The organism is Flavobacterium ardleyense, assembly GCF_042686085.1.
In the GTDB taxonomy this organism is placed as follows: domain Bacteria; phylum Bacteroidota; class Bacteroidia; order Flavobacteriales; family Flavobacteriaceae; genus Flavobacterium; species Flavobacterium ardleyense.
Window position 1 is genome coordinate 518,565 of record NZ_JBHUOL010000012.1, and the last position, 15,551, is coordinate 534,115.

Genomic DNA, 15,551 nt, shown 5'->3' on the forward strand with positions numbered 1-15,551 from the left:
TGGATTTTCGTGGTTCCAAATTTATGTAAAGATACAATGATTTCTAAATTTATATTTTAAATAAATCATAAAGATTTGTTATGGAAGTATTCGATTTAGTAATGCTCGAATAAATGGCATTTTTGGACAACGCCAAATTACTTGTAAATCTTCCCAAAGCGAAGTTTCTTCATCCAAAAACTTGAAAACAACTTCCGAACTTCCAGCTTTGAACATTGAAGAAAAAATAGTCGGACCTAAATGATTTTTCGAATTTAAAATATCTAACAATAATAAATCATAAAACCAAAATTTGTCTTTCTTATGAAATTTTACAAAGTCGGATTCTGTTTTCAGAAATTGAACTAAAGCTTTTGATTTCTTTACCGCATTTTTAAAAGTATAACCCGTGCTTGCTTTTGTCCAACCACCAGCGGAACCAATTTGTACGATGTTTTTACTGTTATTTTTCCAAAACGGGAAAGAAGTCATTGGGATATTTCCGGATTCCTTTTCGATGATTTCGTATTCAGTAATACCTAATCTGGTAATATAATTTTGAATTTCAGCTTCGTATTCTTCTTTCGAAAGTAAGTTTTTTGAAAACAACGTATATTCTAACAAAGCTTCAGTAGTTGAAGTTGGCAAAACATACATAAATCGAGTGTTATTTTTTAATTCCACCGAAAAATCCATAAATGTGGCACAATTTGGTGTAAAAACAGCTTCTTTACTTTTAATAAACCAACCAATAAAATGTTGATGAATTAAAGGGTATTTGCTTTGCGATGTTACTTCTTTCGGATTATAAATCGAATTGAAAACTTTGTTGCAAGTGAAATTTCCTACAGCAGTTTTAACGACACAGTGATCTCCTAATTCAGTAAAATCAACTACTTTCTGATTTAAAAAATGAATGTTTTTATGTTCTGAAATCATTTTGAAAACCATTTCATAAAAAGCTAATCCATCAATCTTCTTGTATTCGTAAGGAGTTAATTCTAAAACTCGGGTAAATTTTTCATTCGAAAAAGTAGCTTGTGGCCATTTTTTAGAAACTATATCTTCAAATAAATGATTTTGATCCCAAAAGCACCAAGTTCTATCGTTGGATTTTTTGGGATTTTCATCAATTAATAACATTGTTTTATCATTAAATTTTCCGGAAAGCATCATTTCATAAACCGTCATTAATGCCGATAATCCTGATCCTGTGAAAATATAATGATAATGTTGCATTTAAAATATAGTATATCTGATTCCTAAAAAGCCTCTAATTCCTTGGTTTGGCGCGTAAACATAATTGGGGTCAAACGTCAAAGCGTAAGGATTTGTTGGTGTTGCAATAACATTTCCGGAAGCATCAAAATCAACATTTTGGTCAAATGGATCGTTTGCTCCGGCAATTAAGAATGGATTTCCTTTTGCAGGTGTCCAATTTAAAAGGTTTTTTACACCACCATAAAGTTCAAAATTACGAAATTTTTTGTAAGTAAACTGAATGTTTTGCAAACTCCAAACTGGCGAATATTCTTTTCTTGGATCTAACTCGCCTAATAAAGGCAAACGCATTGGTCCATATAAATTTCCTGTGTAATCAATTGATAAATACCATTTTGGAATATCATACGATAATGCCCAATTCACACTATATTTTTCGGTTAAAACCGGTAGGGAAGAAACCCCATTTTGTACGTTTTTAGGCTGTAACATTGTAAATCCAATAATAGCTTTTAATCCGAAAGTAGAAATGTAGTCGATATTTCCATTCAAGCCGATTGTTTCTGCATAACCGTTTAAATTCGAATAAATAATTTGGTTTGGATTGGTATCATAATCTGGAATAATTTGATTCGTGAAATAAGTGTACCAGGTTGAAGCTTCTAATCCTAAGAATGAACCGTCTTCAAATTTGATTTTCTTCAAATAATTTAAATTGATGTTATATGATTTTTCAGGTTTTAAATCTTCGGTAATAATTACATCTCTTGCACCAGTTAAAGCTGCGTGTTCTTCGGTAAATAGATTTACAATTCTAAATCCTGTTCCAGCATTAATTCTGAAAACATCGTGATCTGATATTTTCCATTTGTAAGCTACTCTTGGCGTAAAAATAGAACCGTGATTGTTGTTATAATCATATCTTGCACCTAATAATACCGTATGTTTTTCTGACATTTTGATTTCATCTTGAAGAAATAAACTGTAGATATTCGAACGTTCTGGATCAATTGTTCCTGTTGTATTATCGTCATAATATTGATGACGGAAAGCACTTCCTAATAAAAGATTATGATTTTCTATTTTTTTATCCCAAGTGTATTGTGCGAAAGCAATTTTCTGTTTCGCCATATATAAAGTGTTTCCATAAACCGAATTTTGGTCGTGATCGGTTACGGAAAATGAGATGAACATATCTTCGATTGTAGGTAATTGATATTTTCCTAACAGCTCAAATCTTGTTGTGTAAATGCTTTCTCCATATACTTCATCTCCACCTCTGAAGGATTTATTCCATTGCATTTCTCCTCCCCAACGGTCTTCGTAGAAAAATCTTCCGGCTAAAGTGAATTCTTTATTGTCTTTTCGGTCAAAACTCCATTTATTGAATAGCGAAACTCGTTCTTGAAGTGTTACATCTGTAAAATTATCGTTGTTATTATCTATCGTTTCATCAAAATTGTAGTAATTGATCCCAACTAATGTAGTTGCTTTTTTACCGATATTACTTTTGAAAGCCAAATCAACATTAGTTTCTAACCAAGAAGTAGAAAAGATATCTGCTGAAAACAGAGGAGCGTTTGATGGTTTTTTAGTAATAATATTAATTAATCCGCCGACTGCTTCACTTCCATATAAACTAGAAGCCGGACCTTTTACTACTTCTACACGTTCAATTAATGAATTCGGAATCCCAGACAAACCATAAACCGTAGAAAGAGAACTCACAATTGGCATTCCGTCGATCGTAACCATTGTATAAGGTCCTTCTAAACCGTTAATGTGAATATCACCCGTATTACAAATGCTACAATTCAACTGCGGGCGCACACCATTTACATTTTGTAAAGCTTCAAAAATATTTGACGTTGGATTTTTTTTCAAAAATGCTTGTGTATAAACTTCAACTGGAACAGGAGTTTCCATGCGAGAAACAGCTTTCATTGTTCCAGAAACTACAACTTCTTCAAGATTATTTGGATCTTCTTTTAAGTTGAAATTGATTTCATTTTTGTTCTCTGTGGTGATGATAATAGTTCTTTTTTCGGTTTGATAACCCATGTAGGAAGCAATTATACTGTAAGTTCCTGATTCGATATTTTTGATTTCGTAATTTCCATTTTCATCAGTCTGAGCTCCTTTTTTTATTTCTTTTAAGTAAATGGAAGCATAGGACAAAGGTTCATTGCCACTATAAACTTTTCCCTTGATGCTTGTTTGTGAGAATCCATAAGCAGAAATAAGCAGTAGCAAAACAATTTTTTTCATTAGTATTAAATATTTAATTTAGGCAAAACTAAATATTTATTTTATTTATTCCAAAAATAAGAATTAAATTTGTTCAAAATATATTTATCCATGACGATTTCAGAAGAAAACTACATCAAAGTTATATATCATATTTCATTAGTTTCTCCAAAAGGGGTAAATACAAACGCCATTGCAGGAATGTTGGACACAAAAGCATCATCTGTGACCGATATGCTGAAAAAATTAGCGGAGAAAGATTTTGTTAGTTATCAGAAATACCAAGGAGTTACTTTAACTGAGAAAGGATTACTTGCAGCAAAAATGATTGTTAGAAAGCATCGATTGTGGGAAGTTTTCTTAGTAGAAAAATTAAACTTTTCTTGGGATGAAGTACACGAAATTGCGGAAGAATTAGAACATATCAAATCGGAAGTTTTAATTAATAAGTTGGATGAATTTCTTGGATTTCCTTCTTTTGATCCACACGGAGATCCAATTCCTGATAAACAAGGAATTATTAAGAAAATTGAAAAACACTTATTGTCTGATGCCGAAGTAAATAAAGATTATAAATGTATTGGCGTAAAAGATTCGTCAACAGATTTTTTAAAATATTTAGACAAGCAAAAAATCGCTTTAGGTTCGGTTTTAAAAATTGTTGAGCGAGAAGAATTTGACGAAACATTAACCATCGCAATTGACGGAAAAAGAACAACGATATCGAACAAAATTGCTTCTAACTTATATGTGCAATAAGTAAGTTGTGGCTTTTATAAGTTTATAATATTAGGACTTAAGCTGTTGCTAAGTTTTAACCGCAACAACCACCATCGTCACAACCTTTTGCATTCTTCTTCGATCTTTTTTTGAAGAAGAATTTTTTTATCAAAAAGCCCAGTGCGAATGCTAAAGTGATGTATACTAATATTTCTTGTACCATTTTATTTTAAAATTTGGAAAGCAATTAGTGATGTTAAATAAGCAAAACCGGTCATAAATACCAATTGAACTATTGGCCATTTCCAAGAATTAGTTTCCTTTTTAACGATGGCTAATGTAGAAACGCATTGCATCGCGAAAGCGTAAAAAAGAAGTAACGAAATTCCAGTTGCAAAATTGAACACCTTTTCTCCCGTTACCGGATTTACCTCAGCGGCCATTCTATTTTTAATGGTAATTTCTTGTTCATCGTGACTTTGTACACTGTAAATTGTAGCTAAAGTTCCCACAAAAACTTCTCGTGCCGCGAATGAACTAACAATAGCTATCCCAATTTTCCAATCGTATCCTAATGGAGCAATAACGGGTTCAATCGCTTTACCCATTATTCCAATGTATGAATTTTCTAATTTATAAGAATTTACAAGATCACTGAATTCTTCTGAATTTAATACTTTGTCCTGATTTTGTTCTGAAATAATTTGTTCGGCATTGTTGAAATTATCACTCAAACCGTGCGAACCTAAAAACCATAAAATAATAGAAATCGCTAAAATTATTTTTCCAGCTCCAAACACGAATGCTTTTGTTTTTTCTATTACATTGATGCTAACATTTCTAAACATTGGCACTTTGTAACTTGGCATCTCAACTACGAAATAAGATTTGGTATTAAACTTCAAATAAATGTTTAGTAAATAAGCTGAGAAAACGGCCATTCCAAAACCTAGTAAATATAAAATCATTAAGGTTAAACCTTGTAAACTTAAGAATCCAAATAATTTTTTCTGCGGAATAATTAAGGAAATTAAAATCGCATAAACGGGTAATCTAGCCGAACAAGTTGTAAACGGCGTTACTAAAATAGTGATTAAGCGTTCTTTCCAATTTTCGATGTTTCTTGCACTCATAATTGCCGGAATCGCACAAGCAGTTCCTGAAATTAACGGTACAATACTTTTACCTGAAAGCCCGAATTTTCGCATGATTTTGTCCATCAAAAACACCACACGACTCATATAACCACTTTCTTCTAATACCGAAATAAATAAGAATAAAAAGGCAATTTGTGGAATGAAAATTACAACACCTCCAATTCCTGGAATAATTCCTTCACTGATTAAATTTGTAAATTCTCCAGCCGGAAGGTTCTGTTTGGCAAGCGAACTAAAATTAGCAAAAGTTTGGTCAATAAAATCCATTGGAATACTACTCCAATCAAACAATAATTGGAAAATAACCATCAAAATTCCGAAGAAAATTAAGTAACCAAAAATCTTGTGCGTTAATACGCGATCGATTTTCGCTCTAATATCTGTGGCTTTTGCAATATCTATTTTATATCCAATTTTTAAAGTATCATTTATAAATTGGTATCTCTTTATAGTTTCTTTTTGTTGCAAACGTTTTAAATCGGCGTGTGATTTAGTAAACGTATTTTTAATTTCATTACGCTCTAGATTCAAGAAATTCACATCTTGAGTAATTACCAACCAAAGTTTGTACAACAACTGATTTGGAAACGCTCTTCTCAATTTATCAAAATATTCTGGGTCAATGGAAGAAGCACTTAAACAAGGTTCCGTTGAAAGCGATTTAAAATTGAAAATAAGATTTTTTAATTCTTCAATTCCTGTTTTTTTTCTAGAACTGACTAATGCAATTTTCGTTTTTAATTCTTTTTCTAAAGTTGGAATATCTAATTCAATTCCTTTTAACTTCATGCGATCTGCCATGTTGATGACTAAAATCGTCGGAATTTCTAAATCTTTTATTTGAGTAAAAAGAAGTAAATTTCTTTTTAAATTTTCTACATCCGTCACTACAACAGCAACATCTGGAAAATCTTCATCATTTTTATTTAATAATAATTCAATAACTACATTTTCGTCAATTGAGCTTGCATTTAAACTATAAGTTCCGGGTAAATCAATGACTTTTGCTTTAGTGGAATCACATAATTTACAGGCACCTTGTTTTTTTTCAACGGTAATTCCGGGATAATTTCCTACTTGCTGGTTTAGTCCGGTAAGTTGATTGAATACTGAAGTTTTACCCACGTTCGGGTTTCCAATTAATGCAACTTTTATAGGATTTTTACTCATGGGAATTACGCTTTGGTAATGGTGATTTGTTTCGCAGTTTCTAAACGAATAGCTACGTGAGAATCATTTACATTAAAATAATAAGGATCGCCAAGGGGTGCAATTTGGATTAAGGTAATGGTGTTGCCTGGCAAACAGCCCATTTCAATTAACTTCAACGGAATTTCATCCAAATTTACATCTGTAATGATTCCCGTTTCACCAATTTTAAGTTCAGACGAACAACTTTTCATTTTGCTTATTTAGATTTAATTAAAATACAAAAGTAAAAATTATAATCTTACTAAACCTGATATTTATCAACTTTAGCATAATAACGTATAAAATTAACACTATTGATTTTTAGAAAGCCACAAAATGTCTTCCAAAAGCTGTTGCATGTTTTTAGTTTTTGGATCATCGTCTGAAGGTTGGTCTAAATTCGTGCCATCATAAAAACCTCGAATTCTTTTATTTTTATCGACTAAAATAAAATTTTCGGTATGGACCATATCATAAATGTCTTCTGGTTTTCCGGTTTTTACAGCCAAATAGGATTTTCTAGCTAAGTAATAAATTTCTTTTTTATCACCAGTAACTAAATTCCATTTGGAATCATCTACTCCTTTTTCTACAGCGTATTCTTTTAGAATTTTGGGTGTATCAATATCAGGTGTAACTGAAAAAGATAATAATTTTACCTCTGGATTGTTTTTTAATTGTTCTTGCAGCCAGACCATATTATCAGTCATTTTAGGACAAATTGTAGGACAAGTAGTGAAGAAGAAATCGGCGACATAAATGTAATTTTCGTAGTCCTTTTGAGTAATAATATTTCCGTTTTGATTGGTGAATTTAAAATCAGCAATTTTATGATTATTACCTATGTGTTGCACTGTAGTATCAACTAATTCTGGATTAATATCTCTTGGAGAATATATAGGGAGTGTTTTTTTTGGAGTAATCAAGCTATAGATGCCTAAATAGATTAATCCAGAGAGCAAAAGAAACGCTAGCAGGAATTTTTTATAAGGAGCAATAAACTTAAACATAATTTTTTTACAAAAATAGCATTTTTTTTACGTTTTATTTAGAATTATCCAATGGTTAAAGTGCTATTTGATTCATATTCTTTGTTATATTTGTGCAACTTTAACATAACTACACAACTAATAATGATGAAAAACTATTTGATTTTAAGCCTATTGTGTTCCTTCCTGGGATTTGCACAGTTTAATCCCTCTGCTCCCTGGATGGAAAAATTTTCAACCGAAAAAAGTAGTTTTGTAACTATTGATGAACAAGTTAAAGTTTTCAATGAATACTGGAGTACAAGAAATAAGGATGTTAGAGCTTCTGGCCATAAGCCATTCATGAGATGGGAATATCATTGGAGAAATTATCAAAACGAACAGGGTTTTGTTATGTCTTCAGAAGAATTTTGGAACGCTTGGCGCGAAAAAACGCAAGTGAAGGCTAGTAGAAATGCTACGATGTCATTACCTGTAAGTAATTGGGAACCAGTAGGGCCTTTTTCACACACAAACACAGGTTCATGGTCTTCTGGCCAAGGAAGAGTGAATATAGTACACGTTGATCCATCAAATCCGAGTACTGTTTATATAGGTTCACCAGCTGGTGGGATTTGGAAATCAGCAAATAATGGTTCAACATGGACACCACTAACAGATAATTTACCACAAATAGGTGTTTCAGGTATTGCGATTGATTATTCAAATTCTAACGTAATTTATATTGCAACTGGAGACAAAGATTCAGGTGATACCTATTCAGTAGGTGTTTATAAATCGATAGACGGAGGAGTAACTTGGGCTGCTACAGGATTAATGAGCGGTTCAAATCCGTCAAGAATGGGTGATGTTGTAATACATCCAACAAATAATCAAATTTTGTGGTGTGCTACAGATAAAGGAATATATAAAACTATAAATGCTGGAAATTCGTGGTCTAGGGTGCAGACTGGAAATTTTTCTCAAGGAAATATTAGATTAAAAGCAGATGATCCTTCAACTCTTTTTGCAGTTTCTAAAAATGCTTTTTTTCGCTCCACAAATACAGGAGATTCTTTTACCCAAATTACAGTAGGATTACCTGTAAATTCAGGAAGACTTATATTGGATGTGACCCCAGCGAACTCTAATTATATTTACATTTTAAGCGCTACAACAGGACATTACTTTCAAGGTATTTATCGATCTGTAGATGCGGGTGTTTCATTTACTGCAACGAATACAACAACAAACGTTTTTGAGAATGGTAATCAAGCTTCTCAGTCATGGTTTGATTTAGCGTTAGCTGTTTCTAGTTCAAATGAAAATGAAATTTACACAGGCTGTTTAAATGTATGGAAATCAACGAACGGTGGTGAGACAATTACAAGAATTAACAATTGGAGTAGTCCAACGTCAGCTTCTTATACACATGCGGATATTCATTACCTAGGCTTTCATGGTTCGAAATTGTTTGCAGGAACAGATGGTGGAATTTATGTTTCAAGTAATAAAGGAACAAACTTTACTGATTTAACATCAGGCGCACAAATTAGTCAATTTTATAAAATTGCCGTTTCAAAACAATCTTCTGGCAATATGGTTGGTGGTTTACAAGATAATGGTGGACATGCCTACAGCGGTGGTCAGTGGAAAAATTATTATGGTGCTGACGGAATGGATACAGCAATTGACCCTATAAATCCTAATAAATATTACGGTTTTATACAATATGGAAGCAATCTATATATAAGTAATTCTGGCGGTAATTCTTCAAGTTCTAATGTAAGTTCTCCTGGAGGTCTTGATGGGAATTGGGTAACACCTCTAAGAGCAAATAGTGTTGGTACTATTTTCGCGGGTTACAATGATCTCTACAGATTAAGCGGTGCAACTTGGGTGAAGCAAAATACAAGTCCACTAGGCACAGGTAATTTAGAATTAATTAGCGTTGATCCATCAAACGACAATATAATGTACGTGGCTAATGGTACTGCTTTATATAAAAGTACAGATTTAGGTATTACTTTTACTAATACATTTAGTACGAGTTCGCCTATTACTTCTATTGAAGTACACTCTTCAAACAGTAATATTATTTATTTAACGACCCAAGGTTCTGCAGGTCAGGCCTTAAAATCTATTGACGGCGGGTTAACCTTCACTAATATTTCTGCAGGATTGCCAGCTATTGGTAAAAACATAATAATTCATCAAGGTAAAAACACAGTTAATCCCTTGTATTTAGGTACAACTTTAGGAGTATATTATAGAGATGATTCTATGTCTTCTTGGCAACCATTTGATGCAAATTTACCTAATGTTTCTGTTACGGATTTGGAAATAAATCTACAAGATGCTAAATTAATTGCAGCCACTTACGGAAGGGGAATATGGCAAACTAATATACCAATTCAAATACCTGCAGTGGATCTTAAATTCGTAAACATTCAAAATCCTGATGTGAGTATCAATTGTGGTTCTGTTATTATTCCTAAGGTAATGGTGAAAAATGTAGGAATAAATACAATATCTTCAGTATGGGTTAATTACACCATAGACGGAACTTCTTATAATTATAGTTGGAACGGTAGTATAACAGCAAATGAATCTACTTTAATTAATTTACCAGCAGCAACTTTAAGCAGAGGAAGTCATACTTTAAGTGTAAACACAACAACTACAGATGACGCTTATGCAGAAAATAATACAGGAAGCATAACCTTTTATTCAAATGATTCAGGAATAGTTGGTCTAGCAAATCCATTTACAAATCCATCTGATGCTTTAATCTCTTATAATGATTCAGGAACTAAGGGATGGGTCAGAGGCGTTAGATCAACAGGTGCAATGACAACATCAGGAAATACAGTTTATACAACTAATTTAACAGGTAATTATTCAGATTTAACAAAATCATATTTGGTATCTCAATGTTATAATTTGTCAACGGTTACTAATCCACAAATTAGTTTCGCAATGAAATATGATTTAGAGGAAAATTTTGATGTTGCGTATGTTCAGTATTCAACAGATTTTGGATTAACTTGGAAACTCTTAGGCACTAAAACAGCAACTTGGTATAATAGTAATCGAACATTAGCTACTGCCGGTAACGATTGTCAAAATTGCCCAGGTGGTCAATGGACGGGAACAAATACTACACTAAAAACATATTCTTATCCGTTAAATACATTGAATTCGGAAACAAATATTATTTTTAGAATTGTATTTCATTCAGATCCAGCAGCAAATAAATTGGGCGTTAATGTAGATGATTTCGCTATTAATGGTACGCTTTCTAGTAAGGATTTCGAGTTAAATAATGTAGTGGTTTACCCAAATCCTTCGAGAGGAATATTCAATATTTCATTAGGAAATATTCAACCATCAGCAATTGACGTATATGATATTTCGGGTAAAATAATTTTTTCTGAAAAAGACATACAAACTTCAAAATTTGAAACTCCAATAGATTTGACAAATGCTTCTGCAGGAATCTATTTTGTAAAAATAACAGCCAACGGCGAATCAGTAGTAAAAAGAATAATAAAAGAGTAAATTATGAATAAATCAATTTTAAAAGGAAGTGTAGCATTCATCTTCTTATCAGTTGCTTTATATTCGTGCAAGTCTTCACAAGAAGTGGCATCGAACAAAAAGCAAGCAACTGGTATCAATGTAAACTACATGGATAAAACGGTTAATCCGGCAGACGATTTCAACAGATTTGTGAATGGAACTTGGTTAGATAAAACCGAAATTCCTGCAGACAGAACAAGATGGGGAAGCTTTGATGAGCTTCGTAAAAACACGGACGACGATGTGATGGCTATTTTGAAAGAAGCTATCAACGACAAATCTATCGATCCAAAATCAGACCAAGCTAAAGCAATTAGTTTATACAAAACGGTTTTAGATACAGTTTCAAGAAATGCGCAAGGAGTTGCGCCGTTAAAGCCTTATTTAGCAAAAATTGATGCCGTTAAAAACGCAGACCAATTAGTAGCCTTGTTAGCCGAAATGGAATCGGAAATGGGATTAGGTTTCTTTGGAAGTTACATTGGTGCTGATGCTAAAAACAGTAACCGAAATGTAATTTATTTAGGAACTGGAAGCTTAGGTTTACCAGATAGAGATTATTACGTTTCAGACGCGTCGGATAGTAAAGAAAAGCGCGAACAATATGTAGCGCATGTTAGTAGAATGCTTCAATTTATTGGAGAGTCAGAAGCTACGGCTAAAGCGAATGCTAAGAAAATTTTAGCTTTAGAAACTAAAATGTCAACAGCAACTTTAGACAGAGTAGAACGCAGAGATAGAAGAAAAACTTATAATCCAATGAGTCTCGCTGATTTAAAAAAACTAGCACCTACTGTAAAATGGGATGCTTATTTCAAAACAGTTGGAATTGGAAAAGTGGATTCTTTAGTAGTTTCTCAACCAAAATATATTGAAACAGTTGAATCAATTTTAAAAGCAAATAAAATTGAAGATTCTAAAGCGTACATGCGTTGGACAGCATTAAGGGGTACGGCAGGATTACTTTCTACTGAAATTGAAAACGCAAATTTTGACTTTTACGGAAAAGCGTTAACGGGAGCAATCCAACAACGTCCAGCTGAAGAAAGAGCTTTAGCAACGGTGAACGGAAGAGTAGGTGAAGCATTAGGAAAGTTATACGTAGCTAAAAAATTCCCGCCAGAAGCGAAAGCAAAAGCGCAGGCAATGATTGTAAACGTAATGAAAGCGTTTGATAACAGAATTGAAAATTTACCTTGGATGACAAAAGCAACTAAGGAAAATGCTAAAATTAAATTGAATAAATTCAGAGTGAAAATCGGATATCCTGATCAATGGAAAGATTATTCGGCTTTAGAAATGAAATCGCCAGAACAAGGTGGAACATATTTCGAAAACTCAAGATTATATGCAGTATGGGGTCATAATGAAAATATCGCAAAATTAGGAAAGCCAGTTGACAAGGAAGAATGGGGAATGTCGCCACAAACGGTGAATGCTTATTTCAACCCAGCAAACAACGAAATCGTTTTCCCTGCAGCAATTTTACAACCTCCTTTTTATGATTATAAAGCAGATGAAGCTGTAAATTATGGTGGAATTGGTGCCGTTATCGGACACGAAATTTCTCATGGATTTGATGATTCAGGTTCAAGATATAATGCAGAAGGTAATTTAGTGAATTGGTGGAGCGATGAGGATTTAAAACAATTCACATCATTAGGAAGTGCTTTAGCAGATCAATATTCAGCTTTAGAACCAATACCAGGAATTTTTGTAGATGGTAAATTTACTTTAGGAGAAAACATTGGTGATTTAGGTGGCGTTAACGCAGCTTATGACGGTTTACAAATCTATTTAAAAGAAAAAGGAAATCCAGGATTAATTGATGGATACACTCCAGACCAACGTTTCTTTATTTCTTGGGCAACCATCTGGAGAAGTAAAATGCGTGATGAAGCCATTAAAAATCAAGTGAAGACAGATCCACATTCGCCAGGAATGTATAGAGCATATGTGCCTTTACAAAATGTTGAAGCGTTTTATAAATCATTCAACATTCAACCGAATAACGGAATGTATTTAGCACCAAATGACCGAGTGAAAATTTGGTAATCAAAAACATATAGAATTCAAAATCCCAAGTGAAAGCTTGGGATTTTTTATTTCCTTTTGAGAGCTTTATTCACCATAAAAAGTCCGAAAAGTGTAATTAGTCCACCAATTATAATTGCAGTGCTTAAGGACTCATTAAACAACAAATAGCCAAAAAACAAAGCAACCATTGGGTTAATATAAGCATACAAACTACTGATTTCTCGCGGCAAATGTTCCAAAGCATAAATAAATGCGATAAACGTTAATACGGATCCAAAGATCACTAAATAGATAATGGACCACCAAGAAATCGCTGGTATTTCATTAAAAGGTATACTAATTCCTGAAATTTCGCACACGCTAAACATCACCGTGCTTGAAATTAGCATTTGCAATCCAATATTGAAATACGGATTGAAGTTGGTATTGTTTTCCTTGATGTAAATTGTGGATAAAGCCCAAGTAAATGTGGCGATGATAGATAATATGATTCCAAATTGAAATTCAGGATTTAAGAAATCGTTGAGGTAATCGTAAAAGACGACACAAATTCCAAGGAAACAAACCACTAAGCCCAAAGTAGCACGCCAAGATATTTTTTCACCTCTAAAAAAGCTAATAATTACAATCCATAATGGAAATATTGATCCAATAATTGCACCCAAACCACTCGAAATGTATTTCACACCCCAAGTACTTAAGCCGTTACTTAGCATGAAATTCAGGACGCTTAAAATTAAAATATTACGCCATTGTCTTTTGTTTGGCCAAGGTGCTTTTGTGATTAAAAAGTAAAGTAAGAAAACACTTCCGCCTAATATTTGTCTGATGGCAACAAGTTGTAAAGCCGGCATGTGTTTTACACCTTCTTTTGAAGCGATCCACGTAGTTCCCCAAAAAAAGCAACACCAGCAGAGTGCCAATATCGGTAAGCCAATTGCGTCTTTCTTTTTAGTAATGTAATCGTGAAAAACGCTAAAATATGCCATTTTTTAAATTTGTTTTTGAAAGGAATAATTTAGCATTCCTTGTAATTTCTTACTACTGATTTTTTTCCCGATCGAATTCGAATCTTGTGCAAAAGTAGGTACTTTTAAATTCATTTCTAAAGCTTTTTCAGTGTAATAGTTTTCTCGATTTGGGTGATTTGGTGCAACAGCATTAAAAGTATCGTTCCAATTCCAATTCGCATCTTCACTTTTTCGAAGCAATTCACAAATAATATTAATGCAATCTTCTTGATGAATAAAGTTTATGGGTGCTTCCGGATTTGCTACATTTTCTTTTCCAGCTAAGAATTTAGCCGAATTTCTATCGGGACCAACTAATCCGCCGAATCGAAGAATTGTAGTTTGAAAATTTGTATTAGATCTTAATAAATCTTCAACTTCTACCAATTGTCTTCCGCCTTCTGAATCTGGATGTAGAGCTGATTCCTCATCCAGTTTTTGTATCGGAAAAGTATCGCCATAAACAGAAGTCGAACTCACAAACAGCACTTTTTTCACTTTTGAATTCTCGATATGCGGAAGTAGTGTTTTTATTTTTTGAACAAAATTTTCTGTAAAATCACCTCTTAATTTCGGAGGAACATCGACTAATAAAACATCGGTGTTTGCTAAAAATGACTGCATATTTCCAGTGATTTCGTTTTCTTCCAGTTTAATTTGGTAAGGCGAAATTCCCGCTTTTTTTAAAAGTTCTAATTTGGATTCAGAAGTAGTAGAACCTTTTACTTCGTAACCTTTTTCGATTAATTTTTTCGCTAGCGGAAGTCCTAGCCAACCGCAACCGAGTATGGATATTTTTATTCCCATTTGTATTTTTTTACGTAGCTACTTGTTAGAATGTCGTAATCGTAGTAAGTTATATATTTAAATCCAGCTTTACTCAATATTGTAGAATCAGCTTGAATTTCTTCATTTAAATAAATGTAATTCTTTATTGGATCGTTCTTGTCATATTTAACTAAGTAAAATTTATCCAATAAACTATTGTGGTAACGATCACTTGAGTATTGTCGGCCGACGATTAATTTTCCATTTAAATAAAAGTAAAATTTTAATCCTGATGTACCTTTGCCACCACTTATAATTTCACGAGAAAAAGCAACAGATGCTTCTGTATAACTTTCAATTTCCGACTTTCTTTTTCTTTCATAATACTGATCGAAGGCAAAAATAGCTAAGACTAAAAGTACAATAAAGGCATAATAGATTTTCTTTTTCATCTAAATACTTGTTAAAATAGATTTTTGATAAAATATTTGTGAACTATTCTTTTCGCTAAATGAAGTCTTAGCCAACCGAAACCTAGTATTGATATTTTATTAGTCATAATAACTTTCATTTGTCATGCTGAACTCGTTTCAGCATCTTTCAGATTTTTAATATCGTAAAATGATTTATAAACTTCTTTTAGCCACAGATTAAATAACCTTTTTAATCCG

11 protein-coding genes are annotated in these 15,551 nt (G+C 32.9%); 3 read left to right on the forward strand and 8 right to left on the reverse strand.

From position 1 onward, the window contains the following. Positions 1–78: 78 nt before the first annotated feature. Together ACFSX9_RS08050 and ACFSX9_RS08055 are read right to left on the reverse strand one after the other, a co-directional pair. Complete coding sequence (locus ACFSX9_RS08050) at positions 79–1,218, reverse strand: lycopene cyclase family protein (RefSeq protein WP_379806454.1); 1,140 nt, start codon at positions 1,216–1,218, stop codon at positions 79–81. Next, positions 1,219–3,468: a TonB-dependent receptor gene (locus tag ACFSX9_RS08055; protein WP_379806456.1), complete on the reverse strand. Its 2,250-nt coding sequence runs from the start codon at positions 3,466–3,468 to the stop codon at positions 1,219–1,221. It abuts the gene before it with no gap. Positions 3,469–3,558: 90 nt separating this feature from the next. Here ACFSX9_RS08055 and ACFSX9_RS08060 point away from each other — a divergent pair, with 90 nt between their 5' ends. Next, complete coding sequence (locus ACFSX9_RS08060) at positions 3,559–4,206, forward strand: metal-dependent transcriptional regulator (RefSeq protein ID WP_379806458.1); 648 nt, start codon at positions 3,559–3,561, stop codon at positions 4,204–4,206. A gap of 185 nt (positions 4,207–4,391) precedes the next feature. Here the strand turns inward: ACFSX9_RS08060 and feoB are convergent, their stop codons facing one another. The 3 genes from feoB to ACFSX9_RS08075 form a co-directional block, all read right to left on the reverse strand. Next, positions 4,392–6,494: a ferrous iron transport protein B gene (feoB, locus tag ACFSX9_RS08065; RefSeq protein ID WP_379806460.1), complete on the reverse strand. Its 2,103-nt coding sequence runs from the start codon at positions 6,492–6,494 to the stop codon at positions 4,392–4,394. A 5-nt stretch (positions 6,495–6,499) separates the two neighbouring features. After that, positions 6,500–6,727: a FeoA family protein gene (locus ACFSX9_RS08070; RefSeq protein WP_379806462.1), complete on the reverse strand. Its 228-nt coding sequence runs from the start codon at positions 6,725–6,727 to the stop codon at positions 6,500–6,502. Positions 6,728–6,826: 99 nt separating this feature from the next. After that, complete coding sequence (locus ACFSX9_RS08075) at positions 6,827–7,525, reverse strand: SCO family protein (protein WP_379806464.1); 699 nt, start codon at positions 7,523–7,525, stop codon at positions 6,827–6,829. A gap of 201 nt (positions 7,526–7,726) precedes the next feature. Between ACFSX9_RS08075 and ACFSX9_RS08080 the strand changes: the two genes are divergently transcribed. Then, entirely contained in the window at positions 7,727–11,044 is a 3,318-nt protein-coding gene (locus tag ACFSX9_RS08080; protein ID WP_379806466.1) for a T9SS type A sorting domain-containing protein, read from the forward strand. 3 nt (positions 11,045–11,047) lie between these two features. Beyond that, on the forward strand, positions 11,048–13,120 hold the full coding sequence (locus tag ACFSX9_RS08085; RefSeq protein ID WP_379806468.1) for a M13 family metallopeptidase: 2,073 nt from the start codon (positions 11,048–11,050) through the stop codon (positions 13,118–13,120). A gap of 47 nt (positions 13,121–13,167) precedes the next feature. Here ACFSX9_RS08085 and ACFSX9_RS08090 read toward each other — a convergent pair whose 3' ends face one another. Genes ACFSX9_RS08090 through ACFSX9_RS08100 form a run of 3 tightly spaced genes read right to left on the reverse strand, consistent with a single transcriptional unit; the run spans position 13,168 to position 15,332 of the window. Then, a complete protein-coding gene (locus ACFSX9_RS08090) occupies positions 13,168–14,091 on the reverse strand; it encodes a DMT family transporter (protein WP_379806470.1) in 924 nt (307 codons plus the stop codon). Positions 14,092–14,094: 3 nt separating this feature from the next. Next, a complete protein-coding gene (locus ACFSX9_RS08095) occupies positions 14,095–14,919 on the reverse strand; it encodes an NAD-dependent epimerase/dehydratase family protein (protein WP_379806472.1) in 825 nt (274 codons plus the stop codon). After that, on the reverse strand, positions 14,910–15,332 hold the full coding sequence (locus tag ACFSX9_RS08100) for a hypothetical protein (RefSeq protein WP_379806474.1): 423 nt from the start codon (positions 15,330–15,332) through the stop codon (positions 14,910–14,912). Before ACFSX9_RS08100 ends, ACFSX9_RS08095 begins: the two co-directional genes overlap by 10 nt. Between the last annotated feature and the right edge of the window lie 219 nt (positions 15,333–15,551).

Excerpts from the sequence above, each read along its gene's own strand:
- ACFSX9_RS08075 (WP_379806464.1), bottom strand. The coding sequence starts at position 7,525 with ATGTTTAAGTTTATTGCTCCTTATAAAAAATTCCTGCTAGCGTTTCTT.
- ACFSX9_RS08055 (WP_379806456.1), bottom strand. The coding sequence starts at position 3,468 with ATGAAAAAAATTGTTTTGCTACTGCTTATTTCTGCTTATGGATTCTCA.
- ACFSX9_RS08100 (WP_379806474.1), bottom strand. The coding sequence starts at position 15,332 with ATGAAAAAGAAAATCTATTATGCCTTTATTGTACTTTTAGTCTTAGCT.
- ACFSX9_RS08080 (WP_379806466.1), top strand. The coding sequence starts at position 7,727 with ATGGAAAAATTTTCAACCGAAAAAAGTAGTTTTGTAACTATTGATGAA.
- ACFSX9_RS08060 (WP_379806458.1), top strand. The coding sequence starts at position 3,559 with ATGACGATTTCAGAAGAAAACTACATCAAAGTTATATATCATATTTCA.
- feoB (WP_379806460.1), bottom strand. The coding sequence starts at position 6,494 with ATGAGTAAAAATCCTATAAAAGTTGCATTAATTGGAAACCCGAACGTG.
- ACFSX9_RS08070 (WP_379806462.1), bottom strand. The coding sequence starts at position 6,727 with ATGAAAAGTTGTTCGTCTGAACTTAAAATTGGTGAAACGGGAATCATT.
- ACFSX9_RS08095 (WP_379806472.1), bottom strand. The coding sequence starts at position 14,919 with ATGGGAATAAAAATATCCATACTCGGTTGCGGTTGGCTAGGACTTCCG.
- ACFSX9_RS08085 (WP_379806468.1), top strand. The coding sequence starts at position 11,048 with ATGAATAAATCAATTTTAAAAGGAAGTGTAGCATTCATCTTCTTATCA.
- ACFSX9_RS08090 (WP_379806470.1), bottom strand. The coding sequence starts at position 14,091 with ATGGCATATTTTAGCGTTTTTCACGATTACATTACTAAAAAGAAAGAC.
- ACFSX9_RS08050 (WP_379806454.1), bottom strand. The coding sequence starts at position 1,218 with ATGCAACATTATCATTATATTTTCACAGGATCAGGATTATCGGCATTA.